The sequence below is a fragment of the Vibrio rumoiensis genome (genome assembly GCF_002218045.2).
GTDB lineage: Bacteria > Pseudomonadota > Gammaproteobacteria > Enterobacterales > Vibrionaceae > Vibrio > Vibrio rumoiensis.
Genome location: NZ_AP018686.1, coordinates 12147 through 31385 on the forward strand (window position 1 = coordinate 12147; position 19239 = coordinate 31385).

Sequence of the window (19239 nt, forward strand, 5' to 3'; positions counted from 1 at the left end):
GCATTATGGCAACTCAAGACTTAGATCCTAGAGTGTATTGTGAGTTTTCTCGCTTAGTTCGTCTGCAAGCACAATCTCATGCCTTTAGCTTTTTACCTCAGATGAATGCTGGAACCGCGTTAGCGGGCCGGCATAATTCTCGTTTCCGAGGAAGAGGGCTTAATTTTGAAGAGCTTCGTCATTACCAATTAGGCGATGATATTCGAAATTTAGATTGGAAGGTGACGATTCGTACCGGAAAACCTCATGTGAGAACCTATACGGAAGAGAAAGATCGACATGTCTTAATTGCCGTTGATCAACGCAGTGGGATGTTTTTTTCTTCACTACATACCATGAAATCTGTCGTGGCCGCCGAAATTGCTGCTCTCACCGCATGGCGAGTTCTTAAAGACAATGATCGCGTTGGCTTTAGTTTTATCACTCCTCAACGTATTAGCCACCATAAAGCTCAACGTTCACAGAATGGCTTATTAAGGGATCTTAATGAGATGGCTCGGCATAACCAATCGTTAAATATTGAATCGAAGAATGATAATCATGTGCACTTTAGCGATTGGGTGAAGAGTATTGCCCAATTGAAACTAAAAGGGGCCACCATTGTGATGATCAGTGATTGGAATGATGCGACCGAATTGGATCTGAAAAGGCTACAGCACTTACAACAGCATAATGACATTTTAAGCCTGATGGTTTCTGATCCGATGGAGCAATCGTTGCCTGAGAAAATAACCCATAGTCGTTGGGTGATTGGTGACGGTTCTTATCAACTGAGTTTAGATACTGGAAGCAAGGTTGATATCGCCAATGAGACCCTTCGCAGTACCAGTCATATCAAACGAGAGCAATTAGCCAAAATTATGGCGTTTAACAACTTGCCTTTCATTAACTTAGATACATCAGGTGAGCATATCAAGCAATACAAACGCTCAATAGGGGGGCAGAGATGACTACCCAGCCAACCCCACCTTCTACTTATATTCTTAAACAATTACATGATGTTGGCTTACCTGAACCTGTGAGCTGGTGGCCACAAACGATAGGTTGGAAAATACTGCTTGGGATAGGTTTGGTACTACTTTCTATTTGGTTGTATCAGCAAGGTCGGAGTTGGTGGACAAATCGTTATCGACGCGAGGCGCTCGCGGTCACTGAGTCATTAGATATCCATTCCCCTAAATTTGAATATCAAGTCTTTGTGATCATCAAGCGGGTGATGGGCTATCTTAATTGCGCCGATCAAGCCGCGTATGGTGAGGGTTTTCTGCAAGCCTTATACGCCTATATTCCTCATGATGATTCTAAGATGGAGCCTGAACTTGCTGACAAATGGATGTTGTCACTCAATAGCAGCAAACAGGCACTGAATATGGAAGAGAAACAACGTATTCATCAATACTGTTTGCATTGGATAAAAGAGCACCAACAATCGGGGGCTGGAGCATAATGATGTCATCACTAGAATTTGCTACCCCTAACTGGTTTTGGATTCTGCCGTTACCCATATTGGTTTATTTCTTATTTCCCGCTTATCGAACCAAACAAACCGCGATCAAAGTCCCCTTCTTTCACTTATTGATTGAAGCGATAGGGGAAGAGCCATCGGAAGGGGCAACCCAACTTAAGGCGAGTTGGTGGCAGCGTATTGCGCTGGTGGTTGCTTGGGGATGCTTAGTGATGGCTTTAGCTCAACCCAAAGTGTTGGGTGAACCTCAAACTCGTGAAAGCATGGGGCGAGATGTCATGGTGGCCGTGGATTTATCCGGCTCAATGTCTGAGCAAGATTTTAGTGATGCACAAGGTCATAAAGTGAATCGCTTAGATGCCGCAAAAATGGTACTGCAGGATTTTGTTGCCCAACGAAAAGGCGACCGTCTTGGGTTGATTTTGTTTGGTGATGCCGCGTTTATCCAAACCCCGTTTACCGCAGATCATGACGCGTGGTTAACCTTGTTAGAACAAACGGATGTGTCGATGGCGGGAGAAAGTACCCACCTTGGTGATGCTATCGGACTTGCGATTAAAACCTTTGAGCAAAGCCAACACAGCCAAGATCGTCAAAAAGTCGTGATCGTGCTCACCGATGGTAATGATACTGGCAGTTTTGTGGAGCCACTAGATGCTGCAAAAGTCGCGGCTGCCAAAGGCGTTCGTATTCATGTTATTGCGATGGGCGATCCGAGTACAGTTGGAGAGCAGGCGATGGATATGGATGTGATAAACCACATTGCCAGTACCACCGGAGGAAAGGCTTATCAGGCAAAAGACAGTGATGGATTAAAACAAGCCTATGCCAGTATTAACGATTTAGAACCACAGTTGTATGAAAGCACAACTTATCGCCCTAAGATTTCATTGCAGCATTACTTTGTCATGGTGGTGCTTGTTTTATATACCTGCTTATTTCTCATTGCGACGGTGAGGAGAGTGGGGGCTGCGCGCTTAAATACACCCGCACAGGAGAAAGAGCATGTTTGATTCTCTGGTGTGGCAACAACTACTGAGCCAGTTTCATTTTATTCGTCCATGGTGGTTGCTGGGTTTCCTTCCTTTGGGGATGTTATGGTTTTTACGCTGGCGCAATGAACAACAACCTCAATGGGCTGACGTGCTCCCCGAGCATTTACGAAAAGTGTTAACTATTGGCGAGCATGGTTGGAAAAAGCAACTACCGTTAAAGGCATTAGCCCTGTGTATTGCGATTGGCGTATTGATTTGCGCAGGCCCTACATGGCAAAGAGAGGCGTCCCCATTTGGGGAAGATAAAGCCGAAATGGTTGTGGTATTAGATAACTCAGAGTCAATGTTGGAAACGGATCTCCCCCCGAGCCGGCTTGAGCGAGCCAAGCAAAAAATACGAGATCTACTCACCTTACGGGCTGGTGGGAAAACCGGTTTAGTGGTCTATGCCGGATCGGCTCACACCGCGATGCCATTAACTCAAGATAGTGCTGTTTTTACGCCATTTTTAACCGCGATTAGTCCGAATATTATGCCCGAAGCGGGAAAGTTCGCCGATAAAGCGCTGCCTATTATTGACCAGTTATTGAAAGGAAAATTAGGTGGAACCGTATTATTAGTCACGGATGGTGTCACGCCACAAGCCATTGAGGCTTATGCTACCTTTTTTCAAAATAAGCCTTATCAGTTGCTGATTTTGGCGGCTGGAAACCCAGAGCTTGTGGTTAATAACCCTATTGATATGAGATCGCTTGAGACGTTAGCGAGCGAGACGGGGGGCCGATTGGTCACGACTTCGGTTGATGATAGTGATTTACAAGAGCTAAATCGTGCTATTGAACGACACATGCAACTGAATGGCGAATCGGCGATGCCATGGAAGGATATGAGTCATCCTCTGATTATTGTCTTAGCGGCGTTGACCCTATTGTGGTTTAGGAAAGGTTGGTTAGTGCAATGGTGCTTAATTGGTGCATTGTCGTTGTCATTTTTACCATTACCTGCGCAGGCTTCTGTTTATTCACAAGCAGAAAAAGTGCCTGCAACTCAACATATTACTACCTGGCAACGAGTATCGCAGTGGTGGATAGACTTGTGGCTGACACCGGATCAACAAGGCCAACGGTATTTTAATGATTTGAATTATCTTGAAGCTGCCAAACATTTTAATGACCCCATGCGTAAAGGTATTGCCTACTACTATGCGAGTGAGTTTAAGCTGGCACAGTCTGAATTTATTGAAGCTAATTCCGATCTCGGTTGGTATTACGCGGCAAGCGCTTTGGCTCGGCAACGAGAGTATGTGGCCGCGCGTAACTTGTTACGCCAGTTATCCGAAAAACCAGACATCGATCCTCGATTGCTTAAGGATATTCAAAATAACTTACAGGTGATGGAAAGTATTGTTGAAGATGTGAATCGTACCAGCGAAAGCCAAACCGGATCGCTTGATGGCCCAGAAGAGAGTAAAGAGTTAGGAAACCAGCCTAAAACGGGCGATGGTGCGGAAGAGCAAGTCTCCTCTCAACTAATGAAAAAAGAAACCCTTAATGCTGAGCAAATTTTAGGCAGTGATGAGTTAGCCGATAAATGGCTGAAAAAAGTCGATGCAGATCCAAAGCATTTCTTATCGCGCAAATTTATGTTGCAACTACAGCAACCAGCGCCTTCAGCAACACCGGTAGAGGATGCTCAAGAATGAAGTCATTAAGCGTGATGCTAACCCTTTTATTATTTCAGTGCCTATGGGCCGCCAACAGCGCGATTGCCGATGAAGTGTCAGATATGTCAGCGCCTAAAGTGATGGTAAAGGTCGATTCTTGGCTAGGGGAGGCTAAACAAGTTGAGTCATCGAAAAATTATGCGGTGAGTGAACAAGTTATCTTACATATTGACGTGAGTACACCGCGTTGGTTCTTAGGCCCGACCACGATTGGAAAGATTGATATTCCCAATTTAATTGTGAAACAAAGAAACCAACTTGCCACCAATTATACGCAACGAGAAGGTGGCGTAACGTGGTCTCATCAACGTTGGGAAATTACCTTATACCCTCAATCTTCGGGAACGTTTCGTTTACCCCAAATCCCAGTGTCTGCCACTATTGCAGGGGATGAGGGGCAAAAAGTTCAAAAAAGCGCATCGACCTCTGCATTAAGTTTTAAAGCATTACTACCGGATGGGCAATTAACGGATAACGATAAGTGGTTTGCAGCAAGTAAAGTGGCTGTGGAGCAAAACTGGCAAACCAGTCATGAGCAACTCAAAGTCGGGGATGCGATCACTCGAACGCTAAAAATCACAGCTGATGATTCCCTGTCCATTTTATTGCCGAAATGGTTGGAAGAGAAAAGTACCTCTGATTATCAGGCTTATTCCGATCCGGCTAAATTAGTTGATAAAAGTGTTCGCGGAGATTATCTATCGAGCCGTGAAGATAAAGTGGTTTATGTGATGCAGAAAGGCGGGGAGGTGACTTTCCCTAGCTTTACCATCACGTGGTGGAACACCAAAAACCAAGCGCTTGAAACCATTCATATTGAAGGGAAGTCGTTTCAAGTTAAGCATACCTTGTCGTCGTTTATTCAAACCTATTGGTTATGGTTGGTCTCGTTAGCGTTGGGTTTGATGGCTATTGTGATTTTTGTCTTCGGGGTGATTCGTTATTATCGCGATCGTCCTTTGCCACTTTTTATCCAATTTCATCGGTCTGTATTCAATAACAACGTCAAAACCGCACGCTTACTCTTGTATATCAAACTGAAAAAAGTGATGCAGAAAGATGCTTTTTTTCAAGTCGATGAGTTGCAATCATTGACCGAGGGGGTCGCCGATCCCAAAAGCGGCAGTAAGCAGATAAAAAGTTACTGGAAGCGAATTAAAGCAAACAACGTTTCTGCAAATAGCCCACTTCAGCCGCTTAAGCTGAAAAGCACTTTAGATAAAATCGTAAATAAATAGCTCTAGTCTCTTAAAAATTTGGTTGTTGTGATGTTAAGTAATTGTCATTGTAATACAATAAACCCTTATTCGTTTTAGGTGTTAAAGTATGAAGTCTGCGGATTTAAACCTTATCCCAATATTTATTGTTATTTATGAAGAGCTCAATTTATCGAAAGCGGCAAAACGTCTTGGTATAAGCCAGCCAGCGGTGAGTAAAGCCCTGAAACGTTTACGTGATGTGTATGATGATCCTCTTTTCCACCGTTCGAGTTTAGGAGTGGAACCCACATCATTTGCGATGGATATTTACCCCTCTTTTCAAGCCGCGTTAGATAACTTTAATTCGACTTTATTTGCTTCAAGTGAATTTGACCCTAAGGTGTCGAATAAAACCTTTTCGATTGCTTGTGTTTCAGGGGTGGGGATTGAGCTGTTTAACCACTGTATTCAGCAAATGCAAGATAGTGCACCGAATATTAATTTCGAAATACATCCACTCTTTACTCAAGATTATGAAAGCGATCTACGGTTACAACGCTATGATTTAATTATTGATCTTACCCCTTCTTCTCGTTCAAACCTTAAACACGAAGTCTTGTTTTCTGAAAAAGGTTGTGTGGTATGTCGTAAGGGGCACCCTAGGCTGATTAATAATACGCTTACCTATCAGGCTTTTTTTGCCGAGGAGCATGTCGCCTTCTCCCAATGGAAAGTTCGTGGGAGCGTTTTAAGTAATGAGCACATGAAGTTCATCGAGATGAGAAATATTCGCCATCGAGTTCCAGGGGCAGCAGAAATGTTATCGCTCATTGCCGCTACTGATTTTATTGGTATTTTACCTGCATCGACGGTGCGATCTTTCCAAGGAATATACCCAGTGAAATTATTGGCGCTTCCTTTTGACAAATCAGAAGTGACGTTTAGTGCGATTTGGCACCCGAGCAGAACCAAAGATACTGCTCACCAATGGCTGCGCGAGCAGATTCACAAGGCTTTAGATCATAAAAATCAGGGTGAAAAATATCCGCTAGGGGAAGTAGAGCACTAATGATGTTGTACTCTACTTTTGAATTGGATTATTGAGTTATGCTTTTCGCTAAGCGAATTCCAATGTCTCCCATGATAATCGATTGACTTGCGAAATCTCGACGGTAGTTTTTCGATTCATTTTCATTGTAAGCAAAACTTGCCCCGCGCACCGTTTTTAGCGCGGCGTTGGACTTGTTATCTTCTACATTTACTGGGTTGTCCGACGGGCTAGACTTGTAGAAATCAACATCATAAACATCAATCACCCATTCTCCCACATTCCCTGTCATATCATAGAGACCGAGCTCGTTAGGTTGCTTTTGCCCAACCGGATGAGCTTGGTTATTAGAGTTCGCATCATACCAGGCCACATCATCAATATTATTCGAGCCCGAGTAAGTTAATGATTGGCTTTTATTGCCCCCTTTTGCGGCAAACTCCCATTCGGCTTCCGTTGGCAAACGGTAGATTTCTCCGGTTAAATGGTTGAGCTTATCAATAAACTGATTAGCCTGTTGCCAGCTAATATTATTCACCGGGTTGTTCGGGCCTTTAAAATAACTGTATGACGGTCCCATTACCGTTTCATAGAGCTCTTGCGTCACTTCAAATTTTGAGATGTAAAAATCATCAACCTTTACATCGTGCGCCGGTTTTTCTGCGTAAGTCGCCGCTTTGTCATCAGACCCCATCACAAAGTGCCCACCTGATACTCGCACCATATTTTGATTAACGGATTCTGCTAGCGGGGAGCGGTGTGCTTTGTTAAAGGGAGGTGGCGCATTATCACAAGCCGATAAAACTAAACCTAAACTAACGATAAAGGATAAATAAATAGGGAAGCGCTGTTTCATAGTGACCTTCAAAAATGGTTTAGTTAAGGCTATAGCTTAGCCAAAGAACCGATAAAAAAGAGTTATATGATCTATAACTAAAATAACGGATGGGTTTACAGCCTAAACGGATCACATCAAGGTAAAATAATAATAGTCGTTTGAGGGTTCTATCAATGAGGTTTATGTGAATTTTATTACTCGTGTTTACTTAGCTATTACGTTTAGCTGTATCAGTCTTTTTAATCTGGCTAATGCAGAACAGCCCTCGGAATCCTGTGCTAGTTGCCATCAGCAGCAAGTCGAAGATTGGAAGCAATCCGATCACTTTCACGCCATGGAAAAAGCAACCCAAGCAACCAGTTTGGGGCAGTTTGATGGCCGCAGTATCCAATATTTAGGTAAACCGGCGACGTTTACTCAAGATAACGACAACAAACTATGGGTGACTTTTTTTGATGAACAAGGAAAAAAACATCATTTAAACGTTATTTACACCTTTGGTTATCAACCATTGCAGCAATATTTATTCGATGCCGGTAAGGGAAAATGGCAATTTATTCCTTTTGCCTGGGATTCTCGATCTCAACAACAAGGAGGGCAGCGTTGGTTTGTCCTTCATCCGGATGAAACACCTAATGATACTTTTCACTGGACTCAGCAGGGACAAAACTGGAATCAGATGTGTGCGGATTGCCACGTCACCGACTATAAGAAAAATTTTGACTCAAAAACCAACCGCTATAACCCTGAGTTCTCTGCGTTGAATGTCAGTTGTAATGCGTGTCATGGTGATGACTCTCAACATATAAAATGGGCGAAAGGGGATAAGAGCATCAGCAACAAAGGCTACGACGTTAATATTAAAATGCGCAGCCCGATGTTCCATAAAAATGAGCATGGTCAAATGGTTTCTGTTCAGCCGCTCGCCCAGAGCCAACAAGTTGAAACGTGCGCAAGCTGCCATGCTCGTCGAACTCAGTTACAAGATCGCACGTCGCCTCAAGATATTGTTAATGCATTTACCCCATCACTTCTGTCTTCGGATCTTTATTATCCGGATGGTCAAATCTCAGATGAGGTGTATGTGTGGGGTTCTTTCATGCAAAGCAAAATGCATGATAAAGGCGTGACTTGTACCAATTGTCATAATCCGCATTCCGGTAAATTAAAGCAGCCTGGTAATGATACTTGTACCCAATGTCACACTAAGGCTGAGTACGATACCGATGCCCATAGTAAACACGCCAAGTTTAGTCAGGGAAATCAATGCGTCGATTGTCACATGCCCGCGACCACTTATATGCAGGTCGACCCGAGACGTGACCATAGCTTTAAAGTGCCAAGACCGGATTTAAGCCTCTCGACCGGGGCACCTAATGCGTGTACTCAGTGCCACGACAATAAAGACGATAAGTGGGCGCAACAAACCCTTAAAAAGTGGTATCCCAACAGCAAGCACCAAGGTGCAGCCCATTATGGAAATGTTTTCCATCAGGCGGATACCGGAATGCTGACCTCCAGTACTGAGCTATCTAAAATCGCGCAAGATGGCAATTACAGTGATATTGTGCGAGCGTCAGCGTTGAGCCGGATGTCTGCCTTGCCCGATGCGAATGCGATGGTGGCGATTGCTCGTGCGGTAAAAAGTGATGAGCCATTGAAAAAGCTAGGGGCGATTGAAGCGGCAGCAAACTTTCCCATTGCCCAAAGGTGGCGTCTATTAAGCCCATTGTTGTCTGATGATGCATTATCGATTAGAACGGAAGCCGCGCGTGTGCTTGCGCCTATCGTGCCGGATCTTGCGCAATCGGCAACACTCTCCGTTCAAGAGAGAAATAAACTGAATGAAGTGCTCGACGAATATCGAAAAATTCAAGCTTATCAAAGTGATCGTGGCTTTTCGTATGCAGCACTAGGAAATTTAGCGATCAACTTAAATCGTTTGGATGAAGCGCAAAATCATTTCAATCAAGCGATCACTGTTGAGCCGAGCTTTGTACCTGCCTATGTGAATTTAGCCGATGTGTACCGTCGTCAAAATAATGAACCCAAAGCGCAGGAAGTACTGTTAAAAGGCTTAGAGATCGCCCCAGATAATGCCTCGTTATATTATTCGTTAGCGATGAGTTATGTGCGTAGTCAAAATAAAGCGAAAGCATTAACTGAGTTAGAACAAGCGACATTAAAAGCGCCAGATAATGTACGCTATCACTACACATACTCATTATTATTAAAAGATCAGGGTCAGCCGAGAAAAGCGCTAGAAGCGTTACAGCGAGCTTATCAGCTATCGCCAACCAGCCCCGATCTAACTTATGCTTTAGCGCAAGAATACTCGGCGCTGGGGGAATATTTCTCTGCACTGCAATACGCACAGAAGTTAAAAGTCTTAGTGCCGAATAACCCTCAAGTCGATGCCTTTATTCAGCAATTGAAGGCTCAAGCTAATCAGTAAAATCGTTGATTCATACCAAGAGTGATGAATACCAATAGAAAGCCCGAATGGTTCCGATTCGGGCTTTTTTGTTTGTGATTAGAGTGGAAGGTTACTCGAAGAATTTACCGCAAGGCGTGCCATCATTATCGAGTTGCAACTGTTGATTTGGACAATGTTGATAGAAGTAAGCCGCTTCCGCTTGAGTCGACATTTCATTACACATTTGTCGGCTATCACAAGCAAAGCCTTGTTGTGATGGTTTATGGTGTGTTGAGCTAGTGCTTCCCATATCGAAGAAAGCGGCTATCTGGGGTTTATAATCGACATTATTTTGTGGCGCAGTTTGATAAAAAAGCTGCCAAAAGGCCAGTGCAAATAAGATGATGAGGGCGATTTTTTTCATGGTGAGTGTGTACTAGTCTTTGCTTAATTAATAGCCACACATTGGAACAGTTAGATAATAAAACCAAGGCGCAATAGAACACACCTTGGTTTTTTGCGGTTTGATTCTCAGTTATGTTTACTTTTTTCACGCCATACAAAAGATCTTGGTGATAACTAACGTTCAGCCACTCAAGAATTAGATGGTTTGAATCGTTAAATTATTTAGCCATTTTCGTTTTAGATAACGGGTAAAGCAAAGGCTGAGCTTCACGATCTCTTCTGAGATCATTAGCAAGTACACCCAAGCAAAACTTAACTCTGCAACAAAAGCGCCATAAGCGGTGAGTGGAATTCCCACCATCCACATAGCAATAAAATCCATGCGTAAACAGAAATGGTTCTCGCCTCCCGCACGTAATATGCCATTGATGATCAGCATATTGAGCATGCGGATGATGATCGCAAAGCTCATCACGACAAAAGCTGGATCGGCGATGCCACTGAAATTAGGACTATCGAGATCCAAAAAGGCGATCACATTGTGTCGTTGTAACAACATGATGACGCAAGCAATTACCCCCATGACGAGAATCGATTTAATGAAAAACTTCGACATCGCTTGAGCTTGTAAATATTCATCTCGACCTAAAGATTGGCCAAGCAGTACCGAACAAGCCACCGAGATTCCCATAAAAATGGCATAGCATAGCCCTTCAAATGGGCCAATCATGCTGTAAACCGCCAGTTCAGTCGTGCCCATGTGGCCGTAAATCATTTGATAAGTCAGCGTACCAAATGCCCACAAAACCGCATTACATGCATTAGGAATGGCGAGTCTTTTATAAGATTGCCATAGGCGAGTATTCTGCTTTTGGTACTGGCTTATGATCAACCAATGCTGTTGGTATTTTAACACCCCATAAATAAGGAGCACTTGAACCACACGCGCAATGGTGGTGGACAGTGCAGCGCCGGCCACCCCAAGCGCGGGCACTCCAAAACCGCCGTGAATGAGCCAAAAGTTAAGGGCAATATTAATCGCGATTGTAATCGCCGCTAAAATCAAAGGCAGTACGGCGTTACCACTAGAACGTAAACTGGCTTCTGCGGTGATCACCCAATGAGTCAACATCAACAAAGGTAGGCTATACAGTAGGTAATCGGCACCTTGTTGGATCACCTGCATATCATCGGTTTGTAAGCGCATGATCTGCGAGCCGAATCCGACCATTAAAATGGTGACTGGGATCATGATAATCGATCCAAACTTCAGCGATTGCATGGTGACGGTTTTGGCGGTTTCTTTATCGTCGCGCCCCCAGTATTGAGAGACTAAAGTACCCGTTGCCGTCGCGAGCGCAGCCATGATCATAATCGCGACAAAGTGCCAACGAGAAGCTATACCAACAGCGGCGGTCGCGGTCTGGCCAAAATCACTCACCATTAACACATCCGCCAGCGCTAAAATGGCCACTAAAGCACTTTGTAGTGCCACAGGAAACGCCAGCTTCACTACCCGAGAAAACAACTTAGGTGGCAAGTATGAAGTCGGTGGATTGGTTTGTATGCAAGAGTGTGGTTGAATGGACATAACGCGTTTCCCTGAATAATGGCCATTGTCAGCAGAGTAGCCAAACTCGCTATGCTCAAAAAAGCGTAGCAATATGAATGGCAAATATAAAAGAGCCTTGGATAAACCAACATGTTTGAAATCTCGAAAAACCTGTGCAAATCCGTCATTGAACAAGAGTTGCTCAATCGTCACTGGCAAGATGATGTGTATCTGGCTGAAGCCTGCAAAGAGCGCTTTATTGTGTCTTCAGAGATCCCTGAATTAATTGCGGAAGAGATCTCGATGGCTGGGCTTGGGGAATTCTCGCAAGGTTATTCGGTAGAGCGCCGTGAACCTGAAATCCATACGATCTTATTTAGTTTAGAAGGGGGAGGGTACCTATCGACACGCGATGGGGTTCAGCATATCCAACCCAATAGCGTAACGGTTTTGCCACAAGGGCTGCCTTTTCGTTTTGAACTCGGCGAGCATCCTTATTGGAAAATGGCGTGGATCTTATTACCCCCAACGGAAAAATGGCAGCAAGTTCAGCAAAGTAAACAAAGGGTAGAACCCACGCATCTTAGCGAATCCGTATGGTCACTACTTAATTTAACCCATCAAGAAATACACGGGCGGGCGACGTTTCGCCAACTGCTATTAAGTGAACTGTCGCGAGTTCTGATGGGCTCAACCGATATCAACCCATCGAATGCTGCCATGCGGGTACACAGCGTATTTAATCAGGTAGAAGCCCAGTTGCATCTACCTTGGACGGTGAAAGAGATGGCTCAAAGAAGTTTTTTAAGTGAAGAGCAGCTTAACCGTATTTCCAAACAGCTCTATCAGCGTTCCCCTAGTCAAAAGTTAATTCAATTGAGAATGGAAAAAGCGTTGGACCTACTGCGTCACCGAGATTGGAGTATTACCATGATCGCCCACCGCCTAGGTTATCCAGACCCATATAACTTCACCCATCGTTTTCGGAAGATTTATGGCATGTCACCGAGGGATTATCGCAAAACTAAATTGTGAGTGTTTGTGGAGGGCTGTGTAACGGGTTTGCCCCAAAGTAGTTTGGCGTAACCAACCCCATCCAACTTCCCCTTATGTCGACTTCAGCTGCCAAGTGACATCATCTATCAAGGGGAAGAGCTGATCTTTGCCGCGACACAATAAGCGATCATAAATAACTCCCTCCCTTTACCAATGGAAATGCATAGCATCAAGGTTGGCAGCTAAGGGAGGGTTGATGTGAGTGGCTTATTTGTGCCCCGAAACTTGTTACATTTCCAAATGTGAACGGAAATCGTCAAGTAAATTTCATATACCATGAATGTCTAACCCCTCTTTATTTTCCTACCTATATGGCTCCATCTATGGTGCAAATTTTTCCCAGCCTGCCGCATAGGTTTATCTTGTTTTCATTGCCGTCTCGGGGCTATTTGGTGCCTTATTTTGGCTATTTTAGCGCTGCGTAACCACCTGTTTTCTAATGAGTTTATTTTGTTGTCAACGTAACTGTAGATGTTACTCTTAATTTAACTTAATCAAGAGGTTACAACATTGAATTCTTCCCATAAAACGTACGATCAAATTGATTTTTCAGGCCAAGATTTGAGCTCTCATCATTTTTCTCACTGTAAATTTTTTGGTTGTAATTTTAATCGAACGAATTTACGTGATGCTAAGTTCATTGGTTGTACATTTACTGAGCCGAATGATTTTGAAGGATGTAACTTTATCTATGCAGACCTACGAGATGCTTCATTTATGAATAGCATGCTTTCAATGGCGAATTTCCAAGGGGCAAACTGTTTTGGTCTTGAATTGAGAGACTGTGATCTAAAAGGTGCTAATTTCTCACAGGCAAACTTTGTTAATCATGTTTCTAACAAAATGTATTTTTGTTCTGCTTATATTACGGGGTGTAATTTGTCTTATGCTAATTTTGATAAGCAATGCCTAGAAAAGTGCGATTTATTTGAAAATAAATGGGTAGGAGTGAGTCTGCGAGGGGCCTCTTTTAAAGAGTCAGATTTAAGTAGAGGATCATTTTCTGATGACTTTTGGGATCAATGCAGAATTCAGGGGTGTGATCTCACTCATTCAGAGTTAAATGGCTTAGACCCTCGTAAAGTGGATTTAACTGGCGTGAAGATTTGTTCATGGCAACAAGAGCAACTTTTGGAACAACTGGGAGTGATTGTTATTCCAGATAAACTGCTTTGACCTGCGATTTTAATCACTCAAATTTATAAAGCGAATCACCTTCTCAGCCTTACAATAATAAAGATAGGAACTCCCATGTATAATTTTTTATCCTCTGGCGCATTTGTTGAAACCTTCACGATAGAGCCATATAGCAACGGGTCACTTAATGGGCTTACGTTTGCCGTTAAAGATAATATTGATATTGCTCAGTATAAAACCTCCTATGGGAGCCCATCTTGGCAAAATAAACATAAGGCGGCCATTTATAACGCCTTGTGTGTTGATCAGCTATTAGGCTCAGGGGCAACCTGTTTAGGGAAGACGGTATCAGATGAATTCACATATAGTTTAGATGGCGAAAATTTCTTTTTTGGAACACCTATAAACCCAAAAGTGCCAGATAGAATACCGGGAGGCTCATCGAGTGGTTCGGCTTCTGCTGTTGCGTGTGGTTTAGTGGATTTTGCCATTGGAACTGATTCAGCAGGCTCAATCAGAGTGCCTGCAAGTTTATGTGGCGTTTACGCCATGCGACCAACGATGCATCGAATTTCGGAGGCAGGTGTCTTACCTTTTGTACCTAGCACAAGTACGGTTGGGGCTTTTGCCAATGATATAAATGTATTGGGCGATGTTATGCAAACGCTCTTAAAAACTGACAGCGTCGCATCCCCAAAAATAGAGACAATTTACCTGCTTGAAGATGCCTTTAATATCTCTGATCCAGAGGTATCAGCTCTTATAAAAGAGAGTATCAACAATTTATTGGTTAATATTGATGCCAATGTGGTTTCTATTACACTGAGCGATATTCTTGGCGAGGAAGTAACACTTGATATGCTTAATGTTAATGCATTAAGACCATTACAAACTTTTGAGTTCTTGAACACTGTAGGTAACTGGATTGAACATGAATCGCCTGAACTTAGCCCATTTTTTGCTATGAAATATGAAACGGTGCGAAAGTTTGATCGCAAGTCGGTTAGCGATTCTCTTTGGCTTTGTGAGCGATATTTTCGTCAGATGTTCTCGTTTATTAAGAAGGGAGATTTGATTGTATTTCCCACTGTACCCACGATTGCACCATTAAAAAATTCGCTTGAGGATATGGAAACAGCGCTAGATTTTTATGACCGAACTATGTCGATCACTTCGTTTTCTGGTGTTGGTCGTCTGCCTGAAATATCGATACCAATAGCAAATGTAGATAACGCACCTGTTGGACTGTCAGTGGCAGCAGGTTTCTATCAAGATGAATTTTTAATATCCAGTGTAAAGCAATTAATTTTGAATTCTAAGAAGTTCAACCAGTAGTCTAAATACAACCTATCGGTTTTATTTCCGCCATGTGGCTAGAGCTGACAGGTTGCTTTAAATCGTTTCTGTCCAAAACCACTCAATACAAAGAATACAGCTACGCATTGCCTACCAATATCAACCAACATAAAAAACGCCCTGAACTTCGAAGCTCAGGGCGTTTTATAAGTTACTTATCAACTAAAAAATCAATAGTGATATGGGAATTTAGAGAAGTCCTTTGGACGTTTTTCTAAAAATGAATCACGGCCTTCGCGCGCTTCATCGGTGCCGTAGGCGAGGCGGGTGGCTTCACCGGCGAAGAGTTGTTGTCCAACCATGCCATCATCTGTCATGTTTAAACCAAACTTCATCATGCGCAATGCGGTAGGCGATTTTTGACAAATGATTTTGCCCCACTCAAGCGCTTCTTTTTCAAGATCCGCATGAGGAACCACTTTATTCACCATGCCCATGTCAAAGGCATCTTGTGCGCTGTAGTCTAAACCTAGGAAGAAGATTTCACGTGCTTTTTTCTGGCCAACCATTTTCGCTAGGTAAGCTGAACCGTAGCCAGAATCAAAGCTCGCCACATCTAGGTCGGTTTGTTTAAATACGGCGTGTTCTTCTGAAGCCATTGTCATATCACAAACCACATGCAATGAGTGACCGCCACCAGCAGCCCAACCAGGAACAACAGCAATCACGACTTTTGGCATAAAGCGGATCAAGCGTTGTACTTCTAGAATATGCAGCCTGCCAAGTTTTGCAGGGTCGATTTGATCTTGTGGCATTCCTTCGTATTTGTAGCCATCTTTGCCACGAATACGTTGATCGCCACCTGAACAAAATGCCCAGCCACCATCACGAGCACTTGGGCCATTACCGGTTAGCAAGACACAGCCAACATCGCTCCACATACGAGCGTGTTCTAGTGCGCAAAAGAGTTCATCTACGGTTTTTGGTCGAAACGCATTGCGACACTCAGGGCGGTTAAACGCAATACGTACCACACCTGCATCCACAGCACGGTGATAAGTAATGTCTTCAAACGAAAAACCTTCAACTTCTTGCCAATCTTCTGGGTTAAAAATATCTGAAACTTTATTCATGAGTGCAGACCTTTTTCTATCTTGTCTAAGTGTGGAATCAGGTGATGACCTAATTCTATTAATCGTATTTGATTTCGGTGGCCAATGTTTGTTTCTTTAACGCGACCAATGTGATGAACATTGAAATGACCGCCATGATTGCCATTAATAAATAAATTGAGGTGAAACCTGAGGCCAAGGCTTCGTGGCTGTATTTATCTAGGCTACTTTGTTTGGCGACACCGTCATGATCTAAGCTCAGTTGGAATACCGTTGAGCAGGCAGCTACACCGATGGCGCCCCCTAACTCTCGTCCAAAATTAAACAAAGACATGCCAATACCGCGATCTTGTGCAGGTAGAACATTTTGCACCATGACGCCTATCGCCGGTAAAGTAAATCCAATCCCTAACCCTGCTAAGCCGAGTGCCACTGCTGGGTAAAAGTGTTGTTGGATCATCGCAAAGCTAACTGCTGCGAGGAAAAAACCAAATAAAGCATAGCGCTTGGTTTCTCCTGATTTGTTGACCAGTTTACCGCCACAATAAGCCCCCGCGGTGATGCTAAACATGAATATCACCATGATTTCACCACTGGCTGAGGCCGATAAACCGCGTTGCCATTGCATTTGCATTGGTAAGTAAACCAAGATTGCAAACATCAATAACTGTGAGCATAAAATGAGTAATATGCAAACTAGGTAATTAGGCAATTTGGCTAATCGCGCAGGCAGCATAGGATCGGAAACGCGTCTTTCGACAAAAATTAATATGAGGATGGCGGCAATGAAGGCACTGCCTGTCCATGTTAAAGGCAACTCCGCTTCCGGTGAGAGTAAGAGCAGTAAGCTGGTGGAGCAGACCATCAGCATCATTGCGCCTAGCCAATCAAATTTTGAATCGCGTTTCTTGTTTAAGTGTGACAGGTTGCGACGAATTAAAAATACCGCCAATAAGCCAAGTGGAATATTAATCCAAAATACCCAGCGCCATGAAAGGTGCTCAGCAAAATAGCCACCCAATAATGGGCCTGCGATACTTGAAACGGCGTAAACCATCGAAATAAAGCCTTGGTATTTGCCGACTTCTCGCGCAGGAATGCAGTCAGCAATCACCGTAAAGGCGAGGGCAATTAATCCGCCACCACCAATCCCTTGAATAACCCGGGCGATGATCAAGGTTTGTAAGTCTTGAGCAAAACCACAAGCTGCTGAACCGATCACAAACAAAGTGATGCCGATATACAACATTTTCACTCGCCCAAGAATATCACTTAACTTGCCGTAAACGGGCAACACCGCGGTCGCCGCGAGCAGATAAGCTGTGACAACCCAAGTTAAGGCATTACCGGCTTGTAATGCATCGCCAATAATTGGCAATGGGGTTGTAACGATACTTTTTTCTAGTGATCCAAGTGCAATAACCAGAGCAACGCTCATGAATATTTTTTGTGGAGATACCGTTTTTTGTTCTGTCACAGGGCTTCCTCAAGATGATGGTCGCTTCAATAATTGAGTAATGGTGAATCCGTTATCTTATCCAATAAACGATAAGTAACCTTGGATAATGATTAAATTTACAATATCGATGAAGAAAGCACCGACAATTGGCACCACCATAAAGGCTTGTGGTGATGGGCCATAATGCGTGACCAGTGAACCCATATTCATTACTGCCGTAGGCGTCGCGCCTAAGCCGAAGCCACAGTGGCCACCCGTGATCACCGCAGCATCATAGTTTGAGCCCATCACGCGGAAAGTCACGTTATAAGCAAAAACACCTAAAACCACGGTTTGTACACAAAGAATGATTAACAATGGAATGGCCAGTGAGAAAATTTCCCACAATTGTAAGCTCATTAATGCCATCGCTAAGAATAGAGATAGCGATACAGTTCCGAGAATATCAACGGTATCGGTATTCAGTTTGTACTTACCTGAAACTTCAAAAATATTGGTGATGATGACACCTAAGAAGAGGGCATATACAAAGTCTGGGATTTTTAACCAGCTAATTTCAAAAGTATTGACCCATTGTTCAACATAAACCGCTCCAACTACACAAATCAGCATAGTAAATAATGTCTCAATCACGTGGTAAGCTGAAACTTTATCTTCTTCGCGGTCGTTATAGGTAACGACATCAGGGAAGCTGTCATGGTGCTTATCACCTGCACCGTACTCAGAAACGAGATTATGTTTTTGAATACGACGTTGTGCGACAGGCCCACCGATAATACCGCCGACAATTAAGCCAAAGGTCGCGGCTGCCATCGCAAATTCAAGAGTATTAATGCCATAAGTATTTTGGAAAGTACTCGCCCACGCAGCGCCCGTACCATGCCCACCAGATAAAGTGATAGAACCGGCAACGAGACCCAGTAAGGGGTTAATCCCTAATGCTTCGGCTAAACCAACACCGACCGCATTTTGAATGATGATGTATACCGAGGCGACACCAAGAAAAATAAAGACTTTTTTGCCGCCTTTTAATAACTGGGTGTAGCTAGCGGATAGGCCAACGGTTGTGAAGAACAGCAACATTAAAGTGTGTTCAAGCGGTAAGTCGAATTCTAAAGTGATATTTTGAAAATGTAGGATAGTGCTAATAACGGCGACGACCAAACCACCGACAATCGGTTCTGGCACTTTATATTTTGATAAAAATGGCACCTTGGAATTAATGAAATGACCGAGTAGCAACACGAAGATCGCGAGCAAAAAAGACTCGATAGAATCCACAGGATAAACTGTATTCATATACTGCCTCTAAAAAAGTAAAACTTAAGGAGTGAAAATGTAGGCCGCGTTATTGAGCATAGACAATAAATGAGGCTGATAAACATCATTTACGTTGATAAATCGCTAAATGACTTTGCGTAAATGGGAAGCTCGATAGGCTAGCTTTTTACGTCATTTTTTGAAGTCACGAAGGTTTTGCGAAAATCATTTGCTCTGGTCACGGCTAAAGTTTGATATTGATTGAATTATTAACATGG

General features: G+C 43.4%; 16 protein-coding genes. 10 read left to right on the top strand and 6 right to left on the bottom strand.

Features of this window, described 5'->3' with window-relative positions; genetic code table 11:
• Positions 1-5: 5 nt before the first annotated feature.
• From VRUMOI_RS12670 to VRUMOI_RS12695, 6 genes are all read left to right on the top strand, one after another.
• Positions 6-950, top strand: a complete 945-nt coding sequence (locus VRUMOI_RS12670) for a DUF58 domain-containing protein (RefSeq protein ID WP_162598395.1) — start codon at positions 6-8, stop codon at positions 948-950.
• A complete protein-coding gene (locus tag VRUMOI_RS12675; protein ID WP_089139334.1) occupies positions 947-1447 on the top strand; it encodes a DUF4381 domain-containing protein in 501 nt (166 codons plus the stop codon). The genes VRUMOI_RS12670 and VRUMOI_RS12675 overlap by 4 nt, the downstream gene beginning before the upstream one ends.
• A complete protein-coding gene (locus VRUMOI_RS12680; protein ID WP_089139333.1) occupies positions 1447-2478 on the top strand; it encodes a vWA domain-containing protein in 1032 nt (343 codons plus the stop codon). The genes VRUMOI_RS12675 and VRUMOI_RS12680 overlap by 1 nt, the downstream gene beginning before the upstream one ends.
• A complete protein-coding gene (locus VRUMOI_RS12685) occupies positions 2471-4162 on the top strand; it encodes a VWA domain-containing protein (RefSeq protein ID WP_089139332.1) in 1692 nt (563 codons plus the stop codon). The genes VRUMOI_RS12680 and VRUMOI_RS12685 overlap by 8 nt, the downstream gene beginning before the upstream one ends.
• Positions 4159-5421: a BatD family protein gene (locus VRUMOI_RS12690; protein WP_162598396.1), complete on the top strand. Its 1263-nt coding sequence runs from the start codon at positions 4159-4161 to the stop codon at positions 5419-5421. Before VRUMOI_RS12685 ends, VRUMOI_RS12690 begins: the two co-directional genes overlap by 4 nt.
• A gap of 88 nt (positions 5422-5509) precedes the next feature.
• On the top strand, positions 5510-6451 hold the full coding sequence (locus VRUMOI_RS12695; protein WP_089139330.1) for a LysR family transcriptional regulator: 942 nt from the start codon (positions 5510-5512) through the stop codon (positions 6449-6451).
• A 28-nt stretch (positions 6452-6479) separates the two neighbouring features.
• Here the strand turns inward: VRUMOI_RS12695 and VRUMOI_RS12700 are convergent, their stop codons facing one another.
• Positions 6480-7286 (bottom strand): formylglycine-generating enzyme family protein, encoded by an 807-nt coding sequence (locus VRUMOI_RS12700; RefSeq protein WP_089139329.1) that lies wholly within the window; start codon positions 7284-7286, stop codon positions 6480-6482.
• A gap of 166 nt (positions 7287-7452) precedes the next feature.
• Here VRUMOI_RS12700 and VRUMOI_RS12705 point away from each other — a divergent pair, with 166 nt between their 5' ends.
• On the top strand, positions 7453-9723 hold the full coding sequence (locus tag VRUMOI_RS12705) for a tetratricopeptide repeat protein (RefSeq protein ID WP_231897540.1): 2271 nt from the start codon (positions 7453-7455) through the stop codon (positions 9721-9723).
• Between the two features lie 91 nt (positions 9724-9814).
• Here the strand turns inward: VRUMOI_RS12705 and VRUMOI_RS12710 are convergent, their stop codons facing one another.
• Positions 9815-10108, bottom strand: coding sequence for a hypothetical protein (locus VRUMOI_RS12710; protein ID WP_089139328.1), 294 nt, complete (start codon positions 10106-10108; stop codon positions 9815-9817).
• Between the two features lie 177 nt (positions 10109-10285).
• Positions 10286-11680, bottom strand: a complete 1395-nt coding sequence (locus VRUMOI_RS12715) for an MATE family efflux transporter (RefSeq protein WP_089139327.1) — start codon at positions 11678-11680, stop codon at positions 10286-10288.
• Between the two features lie 111 nt (positions 11681-11791).
• On the opposite strand from VRUMOI_RS12715, the gene VRUMOI_RS12720 reads away from it, so the two are divergent.
• From VRUMOI_RS12720 to VRUMOI_RS12730, 3 genes are all read left to right on the top strand, one after another.
• Positions 11792-12676 (top strand): helix-turn-helix transcriptional regulator, encoded by an 885-nt coding sequence (locus tag VRUMOI_RS12720; protein ID WP_089139326.1) that lies wholly within the window; start codon positions 11792-11794, stop codon positions 12674-12676.
• Between the two features lie 531 nt (positions 12677-13207).
• Positions 13208-13873, top strand: coding sequence for a Qnr family pentapeptide repeat protein (locus VRUMOI_RS12725; protein ID WP_089139325.1), 666 nt, complete (start codon positions 13208-13210; stop codon positions 13871-13873).
• Between the two features lie 75 nt (positions 13874-13948).
• Positions 13949-15169: an amidase family protein gene (locus tag VRUMOI_RS12730; protein WP_089139324.1), complete on the top strand. Its 1221-nt coding sequence runs from the start codon at positions 13949-13951 to the stop codon at positions 15167-15169.
• Positions 15170-15360: 191 nt separating this feature from the next.
• Here the strand turns inward: VRUMOI_RS12730 and VRUMOI_RS12735 are convergent, their stop codons facing one another.
• The 3 genes from VRUMOI_RS12735 to gltS all read right to left on the bottom strand — a co-directional run bounded on the left by VRUMOI_RS12735 (position 15361) and on the right by gltS (position 19000).
• On the bottom strand, positions 15361-16263 hold the full coding sequence (locus tag VRUMOI_RS12735) for a 1,4-dihydroxy-2-naphthoyl-CoA synthase (protein ID WP_089139323.1): 903 nt from the start codon (positions 16261-16263) through the stop codon (positions 15361-15363).
• Between the two features lie 58 nt (positions 16264-16321).
• Positions 16322-17680, bottom strand: coding sequence for an MDR family MFS transporter (locus VRUMOI_RS12740; protein WP_089139425.1), 1359 nt, complete (start codon positions 17678-17680; stop codon positions 16322-16324).
• 96 nt (positions 17681-17776) lie between these two features.
• Entirely contained in the window at positions 17777-19000 is a 1224-nt protein-coding gene (gene gltS / locus VRUMOI_RS12745) for a sodium/glutamate symporter (RefSeq protein WP_089139322.1), read from the bottom strand.
• Positions 19001-19239: the final 239 nt, after the last annotated feature.